The 14895-nt window shown below is 62.3% G+C and carries 15 protein-coding genes; 10 read left to right on the forward strand and 5 right to left on the reverse strand.

Features of this window, described 5'->3' with window-relative positions; genetic code table 11:
• Positions 1-7: 7 nt before the first annotated feature.
• Complete coding sequence (locus ACRHIG_RS16800) at positions 8-1084, reverse strand: YeiH family protein (RefSeq protein ID WP_489627172.1); 1077 nt, start codon at positions 1082-1084, stop codon at positions 8-10.
• 120 nt (positions 1085-1204) lie between these two features.
• Here ACRHIG_RS16800 and ACRHIG_RS16805 point away from each other — a divergent pair, with 120 nt between their 5' ends.
• The 5 genes from ACRHIG_RS16805 to ACRHIG_RS16825 all read left to right on the forward strand — a co-directional run bounded on the left by ACRHIG_RS16805 (position 1205) and on the right by ACRHIG_RS16825 (position 4099).
• Entirely contained in the window at positions 1205-2104 is a 900-nt protein-coding gene (locus tag ACRHIG_RS16805) for a LysR family transcriptional regulator (protein WP_489627173.1), read from the forward strand.
• A 32-nt stretch (positions 2105-2136) separates the two neighbouring features.
• Positions 2137-2709 (forward strand): helix-turn-helix domain-containing protein, encoded by a 573-nt coding sequence (locus ACRHIG_RS16810; protein WP_489627174.1) that lies wholly within the window; start codon positions 2137-2139, stop codon positions 2707-2709.
• A gap of 7 nt (positions 2710-2716) precedes the next feature.
• Positions 2717-3247: a GNAT family N-acetyltransferase gene (locus ACRHIG_RS16815; RefSeq protein WP_489627175.1), complete on the forward strand. Its 531-nt coding sequence runs from the start codon at positions 2717-2719 to the stop codon at positions 3245-3247.
• Between the two features lie 213 nt (positions 3248-3460).
• Entirely contained in the window at positions 3461-3724 is a 264-nt protein-coding gene (locus ACRHIG_RS16820; RefSeq protein ID WP_326456128.1) for a DUF378 domain-containing protein, read from the forward strand.
• A gap of 12 nt (positions 3725-3736) precedes the next feature.
• Positions 3737-4099, forward strand: a complete 363-nt coding sequence (locus ACRHIG_RS16825) for a hypothetical protein (protein WP_489627176.1) — start codon at positions 3737-3739, stop codon at positions 4097-4099.
• A gap of 88 nt (positions 4100-4187) precedes the next feature.
• On the opposite strand, the gene ACRHIG_RS16830 is transcribed toward ACRHIG_RS16825, so the two are convergent.
• Positions 4188-4547: a c-type cytochrome gene (locus tag ACRHIG_RS16830; protein WP_489630819.1), complete on the reverse strand. Its 360-nt coding sequence runs from the start codon at positions 4545-4547 to the stop codon at positions 4188-4190.
• Positions 4548-4778: 231 nt separating this feature from the next.
• Positions 4779-5657, reverse strand: a complete 879-nt coding sequence (locus ACRHIG_RS16835) for an EamA family transporter (protein ID WP_489627177.1) — start codon at positions 5655-5657, stop codon at positions 4779-4781.
• A gap of 235 nt (positions 5658-5892) precedes the next feature.
• On the opposite strand from ACRHIG_RS16835, the gene ACRHIG_RS16840 reads away from it, so the two are divergent.
• The 3 genes from ACRHIG_RS16840 (at position 5893) to ACRHIG_RS16850 (ending at position 8023) form a co-directional block, all read left to right on the forward strand.
• Positions 5893-6087, forward strand: a complete 195-nt coding sequence (locus ACRHIG_RS16840; RefSeq protein ID WP_489630820.1) for a KTSC domain-containing protein — start codon at positions 5893-5895, stop codon at positions 6085-6087.
• A 510-nt stretch (positions 6088-6597) separates the two neighbouring features.
• Positions 6598-7425 carry an IS5 family transposase gene (locus tag ACRHIG_RS16845; RefSeq protein WP_489627178.1) on the forward strand — a complete coding sequence of 276 codons (828 nt, stop codon included), beginning with the start codon at positions 6598-6600 and terminating at the stop codon, positions 7423-7425.
• 184 nt (positions 7426-7609) lie between these two features.
• Complete coding sequence (locus ACRHIG_RS16850) at positions 7610-8023, forward strand: hypothetical protein (RefSeq protein WP_489627179.1); 414 nt, start codon at positions 7610-7612, stop codon at positions 8021-8023.
• 81 nt (positions 8024-8104) lie between these two features.
• Here the strand turns inward: ACRHIG_RS16850 and ACRHIG_RS16855 are convergent, their stop codons facing one another.
• Together ACRHIG_RS16855 and ACRHIG_RS16860 are read right to left on the reverse strand one after the other, a co-directional pair.
• Positions 8105-9964, reverse strand: a complete 1860-nt coding sequence (locus ACRHIG_RS16855) for a phytase (protein WP_489627180.1) — start codon at positions 9962-9964, stop codon at positions 8105-8107.
• 17 nt (positions 9965-9981) lie between these two features.
• On the reverse strand, positions 9982-12516 hold the full coding sequence (locus tag ACRHIG_RS16860) for a TonB-dependent receptor (protein WP_489627181.1): 2535 nt from the start codon (positions 12514-12516) through the stop codon (positions 9982-9984).
• Between the two features lie 307 nt (positions 12517-12823).
• On the opposite strand from ACRHIG_RS16860, the gene ACRHIG_RS16865 reads away from it, so the two are divergent.
• Positions 12824-13720: a GGDEF domain-containing protein gene (locus ACRHIG_RS16865; RefSeq protein ID WP_489627182.1), complete on the forward strand. Its 897-nt coding sequence runs from the start codon at positions 12824-12826 to the stop codon at positions 13718-13720.
• Entirely contained in the window at positions 13720-14745 is a 1026-nt protein-coding gene (locus ACRHIG_RS16870) for an AraC family transcriptional regulator (protein ID WP_489627183.1), read from the forward strand. The genes ACRHIG_RS16865 and ACRHIG_RS16870 overlap by 1 nt, the downstream gene beginning before the upstream one ends.
• Positions 14746-14895: the final 150 nt, after the last annotated feature.

Below are 14895 nucleotides of genomic sequence, written 5' to 3' on the forward strand. Positions count from 1 at the left end.
CTTTGCTTCAGGCAAACAGGCTGGCGACCACATGGTTGATGGCGGCGCCGCCGGCGATCAGCCAGCAGAACAGCAGGCCGGCCAGCAACAGGGGCTTGATGCCGGCGCGGCGGATGGCCGACATGTGCGTGGTCAAGCCCAGGGCCGCCATGGCCATGGCCAGCAGGGCCGTGTCGATGTCGGTGATGGTGGCGACCATGCTGGCTGGCAACAGGCCCAGCGAATTGAAGGCCACCACGCCGATGAAGATGAAGGCGAACCAGGGGATGGCCAGCTTGGCCGTCTTGTCGTGGCTGCCGGCCTTGGCCTTGCCGCGCGCCAGCAGGGCCGACAGGATGACGAGGAACGGTGCCAGCATCATCACGCGCACCATCTTGGCGATCACGGCCGCATTCGCCGCCTCTTGCCCGATCGACTTGCCGGCCGCCACCACTTGCGCCACTTCATGCACGGTCGAACCGATGTACACGCCGAAGGCCGTGGGCGTGGCGCCCAGCACTTGCCAGCCCAGGTTCAGCTGGTACAGCACGGGATACAGAAAGATGGCGATGGTGCCGAACACCACGACGGTGGAGACCGCCACGGTGACATCCTCGCTGCGGCCCTTGACGACGGGTTCCGTCGCCATCACGGCCGCCGCGCCGCAGATCGAGCTGCCCGCGCCGATCAGGATGGCGCTGTTGCGTTCCAGCTTGAACACCTTGGTGCCGAGGAACATGGCCAGGCCAAACGTGGAGGTCAGCACCAGCGCGTCGATGGCGATGCCTGCCAGACCCACTTGCCCGATGTCCTGGAAGGTCAAACGGAAGCCATACAGGATGATGCCAAGACGCAATAACGTCTGCTTGGAAAAAGCCACGCCCGCACCGCAGGTGGGGGCCAGGCCGCCATACACGCTGTTGCCCAGCACAATGCCCAGCATGATGGCCAGGGTCAGGGCGCTCATGCCGTGGCTTTGCATCCATTCCAGCTTGCCCAGCGCGATGGCGCCCCAGGCGATGATGCCGCTCAGCAGCAGGCCGGGAAGGAGGCGGCCGTAGCGGTCGCTGAAACTTGTTGTGTTGCTTGTTGAGAGGGAAGACATGCCGTACTCCATGGTTCTTGGTTCGTATGGCATGACTGTACAGTTCGCTGATTAAATGGTAAAACGGATTGTTTTTGTATGTTTAACCCGGAAAATAGGTAAATTGAGAGAGGAAACAGCATGGCTTTGACTTTGCGGCAACTGCAGATTTTCCTGGCCGTGGCGGACACCGGCAGCACCAGCGCGGCCGGCGAGCTGATCGCGCTGTCGCAATCGGCCACCAGCGCGGCCCTGAACGAACTGGAAACCCTGCTCGGGGCGCAACTGTTCGACCGCGTGGGCAAGCGATTGCTGCTCAACGACAATGGCCGTCTGCTGTTGCCGCAGGCGCGGCAGATGCGCGACGGGGCCGCCAGTATCGAGCGCCAGTTCGCGGGCGCCGACCCGTCTGTGCCCGTCAGTCTGCAGATCGGCGCCAGCACGACGATAGGCATCTATCTGCTGCCGCAGATCCTGGCCCAGGCGGCGCAGCAGTACGGGCGCAGCATTCCGCAGGTGACGATTGCCAACACGGCCGACATCGCGGCCGCCGTGGCGGAGTTCCGTGTCGATATCGGCCTGATCGAAGGACCGTGCCACGAAGCGGGCTTGCTGGTGGAGCCGTGGCTGACGGACCAGATGCTGATCGTGGCCGCACCCGCGCACCCGCTGGCGCAGTTGCGCCATCTGCTCAGTTTTGCGGAGTTGAACCAGGCGGGCTGGCTGCTGCGCGAAGCGGGCTCGGGCACGCGCGAAGCCGTGGAGCAAGCGCTGGTGCCGTATCTGCACTATCTGCGCGCCGCGGGCGAGTTCAGCAATTCGGAAGCGATCAAGTATGGCGCGGCGGCCGGTCTCGGCATCGCCTGCCTGTCGCGGGTCGTCGTGGCCGATTTGCTGGCCAGCGGGCAACTGGTGGAACTGGAAACCATGCTGCCGCCCCTGGAGCGCAACTTTTATCTGATTCGCCAATCGAAGAAGATCCTCTCGCCCCGTTTGAGGGGTTTTCTGGAACTGTGCCGCCACGCCTCGCGCATGGCTTGACGTTTTTCCATATATGGAATAAATTCCCTTATATGGAAAATTCGACACTCGCAGAGAACGATACGGAACAGCGTCTGGCCGCGCGATTAAAACAGTTGCGCGTGGAGCGGGGCTGGTCGCTGGACCAGTTGGCCCACTTGAGCCAGGTTAGCCGTGCAACCTTGTCGCGCCTGGAAAACGGCGAAGTCAGCCCGACGACTAGCGTGCTGGGCAAGCTGTGCGCCGCGTATGGCTTGGCCATGTCGCGCCTGCTGCGCATGGTAGAGGACGATTTTCCGCCCCTGCTGCGGCGGGCCGAGCAAAGCGTGTGGACGGACCCGGAGACCGGTTTTGTCCGCCGCTCCGTCTCGCCCCCGTCGCGCGCGCTGGCCGGCGAAGCGCTCGCATGCGAGTTGGGTGCGGGCGTGACGATCGCCTACGCGGCCTCGCCCCGGCCCGGCATGGAACACCATCTGTTGCTGCAGGACGGCAAGCTCAACGTAACGGTCGACGGCCGCTCCCACGCTTTGATGCCCGGCGATTGCCTGCGCTACCAATTGCATGGCGCCAGCGCGTTCACGACGCCAGCCGACAGCGGCGCCCGCTATTTTTTGTTCATCGTCTGAGGTTGATATGTCCCCATCGCTACGCTATTTTTCGTCCGCCGATATTCTCGAACGCCTGCCGGAACTGGGCGCCTTGCTGCAAGACTGCGTGCACGACGGCGCCAGCATCGGTTTCATCCTGCCGTTCGATACGGCGGCCAGCCAGGCGTTCTGGACGGACAATGTGCTGCCTGCCGTGACGCGCGGCGTGCGCCTGCTGCTGGTGGCCGAAGTGGCGGGCAAGGTGGCGGGCGCCGTGCAGCTGGACTGGGACACCAATCCCAACCAGGCGCACCGGGCCGAAGTGCGCAAGCTGCTGGTCGCGCCCGCCTTTCGACGGCATGGCATCGCCCGCCAGCTGATGCAGGCGCTGGAAGAACAGGCACGCCTCTTGCCGTGCAGCCTGCTGACCCTGGACACGCGCAGCGGCGACCACGCGGAACCGCTGTACCTGTCGCTCGGTTACGTGGTGGCGGGCAGCATCCCCGGCTACGCGCTGGCGCCGGCCGGCGACAGGCTGGACGCCACCACCATCATGTACAAGCAACTGCAGCCATGACCTGGCAAGGCAAACTCTGGCATCACAAGGACCGTACGATGCCGCTGCCCGCCACTGTGGGCTGGCTTGTTGCCAGATAAAATCACCCACCTGATTACAGATCCCTCCTACCCCGATACCCGGCATCGTCCGACTGGCGCGTGCCGGCGCCGCGCCTACACTGTTCCTTGCAGAGACCCGGCGGCGGGTCCTTTCTTCTATCAGGAGGTTGATATGGCGAATATCCAGGCAGGATCGGACGGTGCGGCAAAACAGGAAATGACGGCAAAGCGCCTGAACGTGGTCGACTGGATCTCGATGATCCTCTTGATCGTGGGCGGCTTGAACTGGGCGCTGGTGGGCCTGTTCGATATCGACATCGTGGCCCGCATCCTGGGCGCCATGACGACGGCGTCGCGCGGCGTGTACGTGCTGGTGGGGCTGGCGGCGCTGTATTCCATCTATCTGTGCGTGCGCAAGCTGCCGGCCAAGCCTTAGGCGGGAGGTGACATGCCTGTCGGTGCCAGTCCCAAGCGCGAACGTGAATTCAGGAAGCTGGAAAAAGAATTCAAGCGGGAAGGGCGCTATCCGGGCCGCGAGGACGAAGTCGCGGCCCGCATCGTGAACACGCAAAGGGCGCAGGCGGGTGAAACGCTGGAGGCACATGGCGAGAAAGGGGCGGGCAAGCCTGTGGCCAAGGCAGCTGACGCACCAGCGGCACGCGACTTGCCGATTGCCGGCTATCAGCACCTGACGGTGGCGCAGATACGCGACAAGCTGGACGGCCTGTCTGCCGCCCAGCGCAAGCGCCTGCGCGAATACGAGGCGGCGCACAGGAAGCGCAAGGGCGTGTTCGATGCCTTGGATCGCTAAGGGGAACGATGCGGATCCATCTGCCTGCGTGCGCCATGCTTGTGCTTGGCCTGATGCCTGTCTGGCTTTATACCTGGCTTCTTGCGTTTTACGGTTTTACGCCTTGCTGCGTGCGCAGGTAGGCCAGCAGGTCGGCCACATGCTGGGCATTGCCGATGCCCCAGAAGCGCATGTTGTTTCCCGGGATGAAATCGCTCGGTGCTTTGAGGAAGCTGGCCAGGTTCTGCTCGGTCCAGATGATATTCGCGTTTTTCATGGCTGCCGAGTATTTGTAGTCGGTAGTGGTGCCGGCCTTGCGGCCGATCACGCCTGTCAGCTTGGGGCCGAAGCCGCCGCGCGCCGATGGTCCCACCTGATGGCAGGAGGCGCACTTGCGAAACGCCGCCTTGCCCGCTTCCGCATTGCCCTGCACGGCAGGCTTAGCGGCAGGCGCGACCGCGTTGGCCATGGCGGCTGGCGCCAGCAGCAGGGCTGTCGCGGTCAGAGGGAAAAGCAAGCGAAAAGCAAATGGAGATGTCATTGGCGAGGCGGAATTGGACTGAATGGGCTGTATGGCAAGCGCTGACATATTTTACAGGCCGGCATCAAAAGCTGCCTGTCTGCTGTGCAGCGAAGCAGGCATCGCTGCCGGATGCAGTGAATGCAGCTAAGTAATTCACAATAATTTCCTGAGGATTACTTAGCGCTTGCCGCCCTGTGCGCCCAGCGCCGCCATGGCTGACGCGAACACGATGCAAGCGATGGCCAGCCACTGGGTCAGGCTCAGCAATTCTCCCAGCACGACCATGGCGGCCAGCGCGCTGACGGCCGGCGCCGCGCTGCTGAACATGCCGAACACGCCCTGCGGCAAGCGGCGCAGGGCAAAGATTTCCAGCGAATATGGCAGGGCGCTGGACAGCATGGCGATTGCCAGGCCCATCAAGGCAATCGATGGCGCCAGCAGGGCCGTGCCCGAATACGCGACACCGATGGGCACCGTCACCATGGCCGCCACCGTCATGCCCCAGGCCACCGCCTGGCCGCCCTGCAAGGTCGAGGCGCGCTTGCCGAAGATGATGTACAGCGCCCAGCACAACGCCGCCCCGAGCGCGTAGGCTACGCCCACGGGGTCCAGGCTGCCCGGGCTGCCTTGCAGGGGCAGCAGCAAATACAAGCCGAACACGGCACAGGCGACGGCGAATAAATCGCGGGGCCGCCGCGACGACAGCATGGCCACAGCCAGCGGCCCCGTCACCTCGATGGCCACCGCAATACCGATCGGTATCAGCGCAAATGCCCGGTAAATCAGCAAGTTCATCAGCCCCAGCACGGAGCCATAGACCAGCAAATTCAGCACATCCTTGCGCGTCAGCCGGTAGCGCCACGGCCGGAAGATGGCCAGCAGGATCAGCGCCGAGAACCCTACGCGGTACGCCGTAATCCCCTCGACCCCGATGACGGGAAACAGATTCTTCGCAATCGCCGCCCCCAGATTGACGGAAATCTGCCCTCCCAATACGGCCAGGGAAGGGAGCAGGATGCTGTCGGGGAGAGAGGAGGTCGAGGCGGGGGAGGTCATGGGACGGTATTTTAATATGCCTGAGGCTGGCAATCGCTGGCAGATTGGTAAGCCGGGGAGATTTAACGAGGTAGTTGCTGACATGACTGGTGCATTGCGGCTTCTTTTTCGATATCATGTTGCAAGATACGCTACAGTTGTGGAATCGTTTACTACTAATGGTCAGAAGTAGCCGCTCCTAATCGAACAGCCTTTACCATTTTGAGTCTTAACACTTTCGGGAGCTGCCATGCAAATGGTCCGGGTAAATTCCAGCGCCATTGTTGCAATTGGTTACGACGAGCAAACAGCTCACATGCGCATCCAATTCCAGCAGGGACATAGTTATGATTTTTGCCGAGTACCTCCAAATGTGCATGCTGCGTTCATGCGTGCCTACTCCAAGGGTATTTACTACAATGAGCACATCAAAGACCGATACCAATGCTAATCGGAATTTTGACTAAAAGAGTCGGCAATCGGCCAACAGCGGGCATTTATGGATAGCATGAATTTTAAAGTACGCCCTCGATATGCGAGCGTCCCGGCGCTTGCTTTCGCAGCAGGATGTGTCCCCGTCTCCAAAATCGCGCTGATGTACTGGCAGTACCGGCTGCCGTGGCCCTTCCCTGAATTTATTGAGCCAATTTCCCTCTTTCTGGCACTGGGTGCTGCAGTTCTCACCGTAAGCTATTTTTCCTATTCTTTGGTGAGGAAACTGCTTTGGGTTGTGGCCGTTAGCGTTTGGTCTTGCTTAGCGTACCTTATTGTTTCATTTGTACCTGGCTGTATGTGGGCACCTGCGTGCCTCTAAGGTCCGCATCGGCCAGATCGAAATTGTCCGCTTCGGGGCGGAAGCGGGCATTACAAATTTTACGTGTTTTTCGGAGTAAGTGACGGTTTAAAAACTTCATAGCAACTTTCAGGTCAAAGCATCTTTGATGTTTTGGAGTGATTGACGATGTGGACACAAGAGAATCGAAGCCGGCATCAGCAGGTGAGGACGGCACTCAAACGTGGCTATCCCACAGATGTGAAAGATGAAGAGTGGCGTCTGATCGCACCGCTGCTGCCAAGGCAAGCGAAGACGGGAAGACCTCGCAAGACAGATTTGCGCACGGTGATCAATGCGCTGCGTTACATGGTACGGTCCGGATGCGAGTGGCGCATGCTGCCCAATGATTTCCCGCCGTATCAGACGGTTTATTACTGGTTTCGGCGGCTGATGCGGCGCATGCTGTTTCGTACCATTCATGACTTGGCGCTGATGCTCGATCGTATGTGCAATGAACGGGAGGTGCTGCCGAGTGCCGGTGTTGTCGATAGCCAGAGCGTGAAAGCGCCAGGGGCACGAACGAGAGGCTATGACGCCCACAAGAAACTCAGCGGGCGCAAACGCCATATCGCGGTCGATACGGACGGTCGCTTGCTGGCGATGAACCTGACGCCGGCCGATATCGCCGACTCCACTGGTGCTCAGATGGTGCTCGACGGCCTGATTAAACGCTGGCCATGGGTGAAGCATCTGTTTGGGGATGCGGCATATGACCGCACACAGTTGATGGACAAGGCCGCGTTTCTTGACTTCACGGTGGAGGTCGTGCGGCGCCTGCAAGGGCAGCAAGGTTTCGCTGTTCAGCCCAGGCGCTGGGTGGTCGAGCGAACGTTTGCATGGCTGATGCGTTACCGGCGCCTGGTGCGCGACTACGAGCAGCGCATTGATGTTTCGGAAAATATGATTTACCTGGCCATGGGTTCGTTGCTGCTGCGTCGACTAAATTTCCGCTAAGTTTTTAAACCGTCACTAAACGGCCCTTTCTTGCTTTCATTGACATTATTAAAGGCGGTAAAGTTTAATGTCATTGCTGTGCGCATTGACAATAGTTGAATGAATATGGTGAAGACAGGGCAATTCTGCATTTCTTGCTGTTTATCGCACCGTATATTTGCTTGTAACTCAGGAGTAGTATTGAATGACTGTTTTCAGTATCGGCAACACCAATTTTGAAGTGGATGTAGCGAAATCAAACATTAGTCTGGAAGCCCATGGCAGCGGAATGCTGGAGCTAAACATCGATATTCATGGCGACGACGATGTGTTTATGCGCTTGACCGAGCCGGAGGATGCGGAGTGGTCGTGGGCGCTGTATCCGCCGGCCTTTTTCCTGCATGGCTTGCGCATACCGGAAGGGCAGGGAGGATCGCTGGCGATCGGGATGCTGGATATGCATCCAGAGGCGGAGGAATCGGGTATCTATCTGATGGAATATGGTGACGTGTCGGCCGTCAACATCATTGAATTGTCGGCGGATCGACTAGCCATGTCGGGCATGGTGGACTTGTGCGGCAAGCGCCTGCCATTTCATATCGATATGCCGCGCAGATAGTATCGGGGCCGGGCTCGTCGGGATTGGAATGCGCCCCATTGGTGCGCATTCCCCGGCGGGGCCGGCCCCGCTCCAGTCTGATTATTCCAGCTTCAACGCCTTCGCCACATCCCCCCACGCCACATATTTGAAGTTCTGTGGTCCGTCCGGCAGGCGCTTGTAGCCGTCCTGGATCACCAGCATGCCTTGCGCATACGCGCCGCCCAGGTTGGCGGAGGTGACGTCGAGGCCATCCGTTTCCGACGTGCCGTCTATGCCGGCCGGCAAGTTGAAGCCTACCTTGAAGCGGCCGCGCACCTTGTAGGGCGCTTGCGCGTCGAGCACCACGTAGCTGTTGTCGCCCTGGCTGGAGACGATCAGGTAGCCGGTGCCGGGCTTGGCGCCCGGCTGGCGGTAGATGGCCATGCCTTCCACGTCGGCCGCCAGGTTCGCGCCCACGGGCAAGACCATGGTCAGCTCGTCCGGCTTGGCGGCGTCGGCCGAGGTGGTCCAGATGCCGCGCGTTTCCTCGCCCAGGAACAGTCTGGCGTTGGCATCGTCGGCCACGCAGCCTTCCGGCTGGGTGGCGACCTTGAAGCTGCGCAACAGAGTCGCGCTGAACTTGTCGCCTTCCAGGCCGATGCTGTATTGCTGGAAGGTGCCGTCCTTGTCGTTGATGAACGCCTGCACGCCGCCGGCCGCTGGCTGATACAAGCACATGCCGTAGATGCTTTTCAGGCCGGTAGCAAAACGGCCCGCTTCCGCCACCTCGCCGCTGGCATTGATGGTAAATAACATCATGCTGTTGTCGTCGCGCTGCGTGGCCACGGCCAGGTCGACCTTGCTGCCGCCCAGCTGAATGTTCTGCCGCACGTCGACGTTGTTCAAACGGCCCACTTCCAGCAGCTGCGTCTGCTTGCCTTGCAGGTCGTAGACCAATAGCCCCTGTTTCTTGTTGGTGCCGAGAATGCGCGCATCGGCCGGGTTGCTGGCCAGCCAGATGGCCGGGTCGTCGGCTGCATCGCCCTGGCGCGCCATCGGTTCCGTCTGCGCTTGCGGGGCGATGATGGCCTCCGCCGGCGCTGTTTTCGCCTTGCCTGTCCATTTCACGGGCCGCGCCTGCCAACCGTTCTTGCCGCGCAGTAGCAAGGCGTCCTTGTCCAGCGCCAGCTGGCTGTCGCCCTTGCGCACGTTCAAGGCGACGGTTTGGGTTGGTTGCGCCGTCCACTGCCCGCCTTGATGAGCAAACAGGTGCAGCTTGTCCGCCTTGCCGTCGAGCACGGCCACGCCGCTGGGCAGCACGGCCAAGGCGCCGGCGCCGCCGTCCAGCTGGCCATACGGCTTGCGCAGGGCCACCACTTCGCGCTTGCCCATGCCTTCGGACTCGGCCTCATACGCCCATACGCCCATGTTGGCCTCGCTCACCAGCAGGCGCTGGGCGCCATCGTCGGCGCGGCAATGTTTCGCGTGCGGGGGCAAGGCCAGTTTGCGTACCAGGCTGCGCTGCTCGCCCTGCATCACCCACTGTTCCGCCTGCCCATCCTTGCCGATCAAGAACAGATGATCGAGCTGCTGGGCGTCGCGGTACAGGCACGACGCTTCCACGGAAAACGTCGGCACGGGAAACGGCGCCAGTTTCACGAGCTTGCCAGCCTGCACGTCGACGGACACGGGCAGCGGGCGCTGCGTGTCCGCTTCCAGGAACACGGCCAGCACCTTGCCGCCATCGATGCGCGTGTCGAGCTGCTTGGCGCGCACGGCGATGCGGTCCTGTTCCTGGCCGGCCGCATTGAACAGGCGCAAGCCGTGCTTGTCCAACGTCAACCAGCCGCCGCCGGGCAGGCGGGCCAGTTCTTCCGCCTCCTGCGTGAAGGCCGGCAAGGCGTTGGCGGGCGCGGCCTGCGCGATGCCGCCCAGGCAGAAGGCAGCCAGCAAAGCGCTGCAGAGTACGGTTTTTTTCATGTTATTTGAAATCATCATCAGAAGGCGCTGGCTTTCAGGCTCACTTTGAACGTGCGGCCGTATTGTTCGTTCTGCACGTTGTATTGCTTCGTGCCCTGGTAAACATAGTATTTCTCGTTGTTCAGGTTGGCCGCCTCGAACGTCACCTGGAACTGCTTGCTGATCTGGTACGACAGCGAGAAATCGAGCTGCTTCTGGCTGGCGACGATATGGTCCTGGCTCTGGTCGAGGATGTCGCCACCCATTTCCAGCAGGTAAGGCGACTTGTAGTTGAGGGCCAGGCGGGCGCTGACGGGCCCCGTTTCATAGCCCAGCATCAGGTTCATCACCTGATTCGACTGGCCGGGCAGGCGGATGTCGCGGTTCATCTGCTGCTTGCTCGCCTTGTCGTAGCGGCCGATTTGCGCGCGCGAGGTGCTCAGGGTGCCGTTGACGCCCACAAGGAACTTGTTGAAGGGCGCCGGCAGCATGCGCAACGGCTGCATGTAAGCCAGTTCGATGCCTTTGACTTTCGCCGCGTCGCCGTTCGCATACGAGGTGGCCGTCGTGTAGCCCGTCCAAGCTCCCGTGCCGGCCAGGTTGGTCGTGTACGTGAAATTCTTGATGTCCTTGTAGAAGCCGTAGGCCGACATCACGCCGTCGTTGCCCAGCACGCGCTCGATACCGAGGTCGAGGTTGTTGGCCTTCAAGGGTTTCAAGTCCGGATTGCCGATCACGGCTTCCGTGTTGCTGGCCAGGCTGATGCCGGGCGCCAGCTGGCTGAAGTTGGCGCGCACCACGGCTTGCGTCCAGGCGGCCCGCACGCTGGTCTTTTGATCGACGTCATAACGGGCTTGCAGGTTTGGCAGCCAATTGGTGTACGAACGTTCGCGCGTCAAAGGCGTGGCGACGCCGGCGCTGTCCACTTGCGAACCGGCGGCCTCGAAACTGGTGCGTTCGGCGCGCACGCCGCCCAGGATGTGCCAGGCGTCGAAATCATAGCTGTTCTGCACATACATGGCGTTGATGTCTTCATGCATGCGGTAATCGTTGATGATGGATTCCGTGGCCAGGCGCGCCTTGTCGCGGTCCAGTCCGGCGACCCTGGCGCGTATCAGGGCCGGGTCCAGCGCCACGCCGATGTTGCCCAGGTCGTAGTCGAGCTTGTGGCCCTGCACGAAGTTGCTCATCGAGGTGGAGCCGGCGCCCCAGTAATTGCCGCTGGAAGCCTTGCTGCTGTTATACGCCCATTGATCCGTGTCATTGCTTTTTTCGCGGCGGCTGACTTTCGCGCCGAATTTCAGGGTGGCGATGTCGAACTTGCGCGCTAGGTCGATGCGCGCGTGGTGTTCATTGTCCTTCGAATAGCGCTTTTGCAGGGTGATGGCGTTCAGAGCATAGCTGGCCGGATCGTACAGCGAGGCGGGGCCGCTCAACAATGGTTGCTCGGTGCCGTTGAAGCTGATGCCGTTAAAGTTGCTGACGCCGCGGAAACGGCCGTCGTTCAAGGATTCCGGCGTGTCTTCCGTGGCGCGGCTCAGGCCGCCTTTCACGTCCAGGGTCCAGTCGCCTGATTTCTGCTGCGTGCCCAGCACGAGCGAGCGCACTTGCTGCGTGTACTTGCGCTGGCGGATGCGGCGTTCGGCGCGCGCACTGGCCGTCTGGCCTTCGGCCAGGCTGCCGCCCGCGATATTGCTGATGGTCAGGCGGTCGCGCACTTCATCGTCGGAAAATTCGCTCACAAAAGAGCGCAAGAACCAGCTGTTGCCCGCTTCGGGACGGTAATCGAGGTTGACGGCCAGGGCGCCGCGCTTGCGCACGGGCAGGTAGTCGCGCAATTCCAGGCCTGACAATTTACCCTTGCTCCAGGCGCCGCCCGTTTCCACGTCATCGGAGCCGAACGAGCGCTTTTCCGCGCTCAGGCCGGCGGCCACGCCCAGTTTGCCGTCGAGGAAGCGCTGGGCCCACAGGGCGCCGCCGCTGGGGCTGGTCTTGCCCGTCTTTTCATCATGGCTGGCGGCCACGTTGGCCGACAGCAGCTTGCCCGGCAAGTCGAAGGCGGACAGCGATTTTACCTCGACCGTGGCGCCCAGCGAGTTGGCGTCCATTTCCGGCAGCAAGGTTTTCGAGACTTCCAGCGTGCGGATCAGGCCGGCAGGCAGGATATCGAGTGCCACGGCGCGGCGGCCCGCTTCCGGCGACGGCACCAGCGCGCCGTTGATGGTGACCGCGTTCAGGTCCGGGCCCAGGCCGCGCACCGTGATGTAGCGGCCTTCGCCCTGGTCGCGCTGCACGGACACGCCCGGCAAGCGGGCCAGTGCCTCGGCCGCGTTTTTATCGGGCAAGCCGCCGATATCGTCGCTGCTGATGACGCTGATGATGTTGTCGGCTTTCTCTTGCGCGGCGATGGCGTTGCGCAGGCTGGCGCGCTGGCCGCTGACGACCACGGTGGCGGCCGGCTGGCCGTCGTCCTGTGCTTGTGCCTGGCTGGCGCCGCTGAAGACAGCCATGACGGCCAGGGCCACGGCCGTCAGGCGCAGCGGGGAGGGGAAGGAAGGGTGCATGGTTTTCATGAAGAGCTCGGTTAGGGAGGAAGGAACCGGGCGGATTCTAGGCAGCAAATATGACGGTTGCGTGACAGGCAAGGGCTTGCCACCCTGAAAACAACGGCGGGTGAACGCTTTCCAACCGGAAATGAACCGGGGTGAGCTGAATTGACCTGCCGGCGCGGGGCGCATGGGCAATGGCTTGCCGCATTTGCCTGCGCCGCGCTGCTGATGTTGAGCCGTTTGCACCTGCCGCACGGGCGCGGGGCATGTCATCGTGCCGTCATGGGCGGGCGCTATCGTGGCGACAGCACCACTTTTAAAGGTTCCCCACATGCTGCCGTTGCACCGTAACAGTCTGATTGCCGCCGCGCTGGCATTGCCCCTGTTTTTATTCCTGTACGCCACACTGGGCCATGTTAAACCGTTTGCCATCTGGAAGTGGATGGATATCGTCTGCGAAGGCGGCACGGCCGTCATGGCGGGCATCTGGTTTTTGTTTACCCTCAGCAGCCGTCCACGGGGGCGGGTGACGAGCCTGATCGCCGGCGGCCTGTGCGCCATCATGCTGGGTTCCTGGGCCGATTGCCTGGACGAATTCTTTGCCGTCGACAAGAGCGCCGTGTGGGACAACTGGCTGGAAGCCTTGATTCCGTTTGGCATGCTGGTGCTGACGATCGGCATGTATTACTGGCGCCTGGAACAGTTCCGCCTGAACGAACACCTGCAAAAGCGCGAACGCCTGTTCCGCGACCACCGCGCCTTCGACCGCATCACGCAGCTGGCCGACGCCAGCTACCTGCGCACGCAGATGCGCCTGGAGCAGGAACGCCGCCCCGGCCTCGATTGCGCGCTGGTCTTGCTCGACATCGACAGCTTTCACCTGATTAACCGCGAATATGGCCACCGCGAAGGCGACCGCGTGCTGCAAGCCGTGGGCCACATGCTGTTGTTGAACTTGCGCAATGACGACTTGCTGTGCCGCTATGCGGGCGACCGCTTCGCCGTGCTGATGCCGGGCGTGTCGCGCGAGGATGCGGCCGTCAAGGCGCGCCACCTGTGCGCCATGGTGGGGCAGATGCGCCACCATGCCAACGACAACCGCGAAATCCGCCTGAGCCTGCGGCATGCGTGTTCGCTCACCGAAGGCGTGCCGGAAGTGGTGCTGGCCGAGCTGAGCCGGGCGGTGGAAACGCCGCAGCCGCGTTCCGCCAGCGCCGCGCCCGCCTGATGCCGCTGAACCAGCAGGGCGACCCCAGCATCGCGGCCCATCACCAGCCGGCGCTGGTGCTCGATTATGCGCGCAGCCGCGACCTGGCCACGGCGCCCTTGCTCAAGGGTACGGGCCTGGACGGCGGCGCGCTGCCGTCCGCGGAAAGCCAGGTCAGCGCCGCGCAATACCTGCAGTTGCTGGCCAACGTGGCGCGCGGCCTCGACAGTGCCGACACCAGCTTCATGCTGGGCCAGCAAATGCTGCCCGGCCATTACGGCGCGGCCAGCCACGCCTTGCTGCAGGCGCAGAATCTGCGCCAGGCCTTGACCATCCTGTGCGACTTCCATACCTTGCTGTGTCCGCTGCTGCAGCCCCGGCTGCGTGTGGCGGGCGACATGCACGTGCTGTACTGGGTCGATGCGTTCGGCGCGCCCAGCCAGCTTCCGTTTCTGGTGGAAATGCACATGACGGCGCTGGCGGCCATGTGCCGCTGGCTGGCGGGAGCGTCCTTGCCGTGGCGCTTCTGTTTCAACCGCGCCCGGCCCCGTCACGTGGAGCAGCATGAAGTGCACCTGGGCCAGGCCCTGCGTTTCGATTGCCAGGTGGACGCCATGCTCATCGATTCCAGCTGGCTCGACAAGCCCTGGCCGCGCGGCAATGCCACGGCGGCCGCGCTGGCCTTGCGCGCGGCGGCCCTGGCGCCCGTGCCGGCAGCCAGCCTGCTCGGTGCGCTGTATGACTACCTGCTGGCGAACATCCGCTGCGCGCCGACCCTGGAACGCACGGCACAGGAATTCGGCGTCAGTCCCGCCACCCTGAAACGCCATCTGGCGCGCCATGGCACGCATTTCCAGGCCGAGCTGGACCAGGTGCGCGCGCACAAGGCGATCTACCTGTTCCAGGCGCATGGCTACGACAACGATGCCGTGGCCGCCTACCTCGGCTTTCATGATGCCACCAACTTCCGCCGCTCGTTCAAACGCTGGACGGGGCAAACGCCGCAACTATTGCGTCACGCGCTGGCCCTGTTCGTGGCGGGATGAACGCCGGCGTTGCGCGCCTGCGCCACGGACAGTCGTTCCTGCGGGAACAATTGCCCGTTCTGCTACATCCATAGTACACTCGATCAGAGAGCGAACAGACGCGCTTTGAGGCGCTCCGGCACGGCGCCATCGCGATGGCGGGCCGGCGGC

Source organism: Janthinobacterium sp. C22, assembly GCF_057919405.1.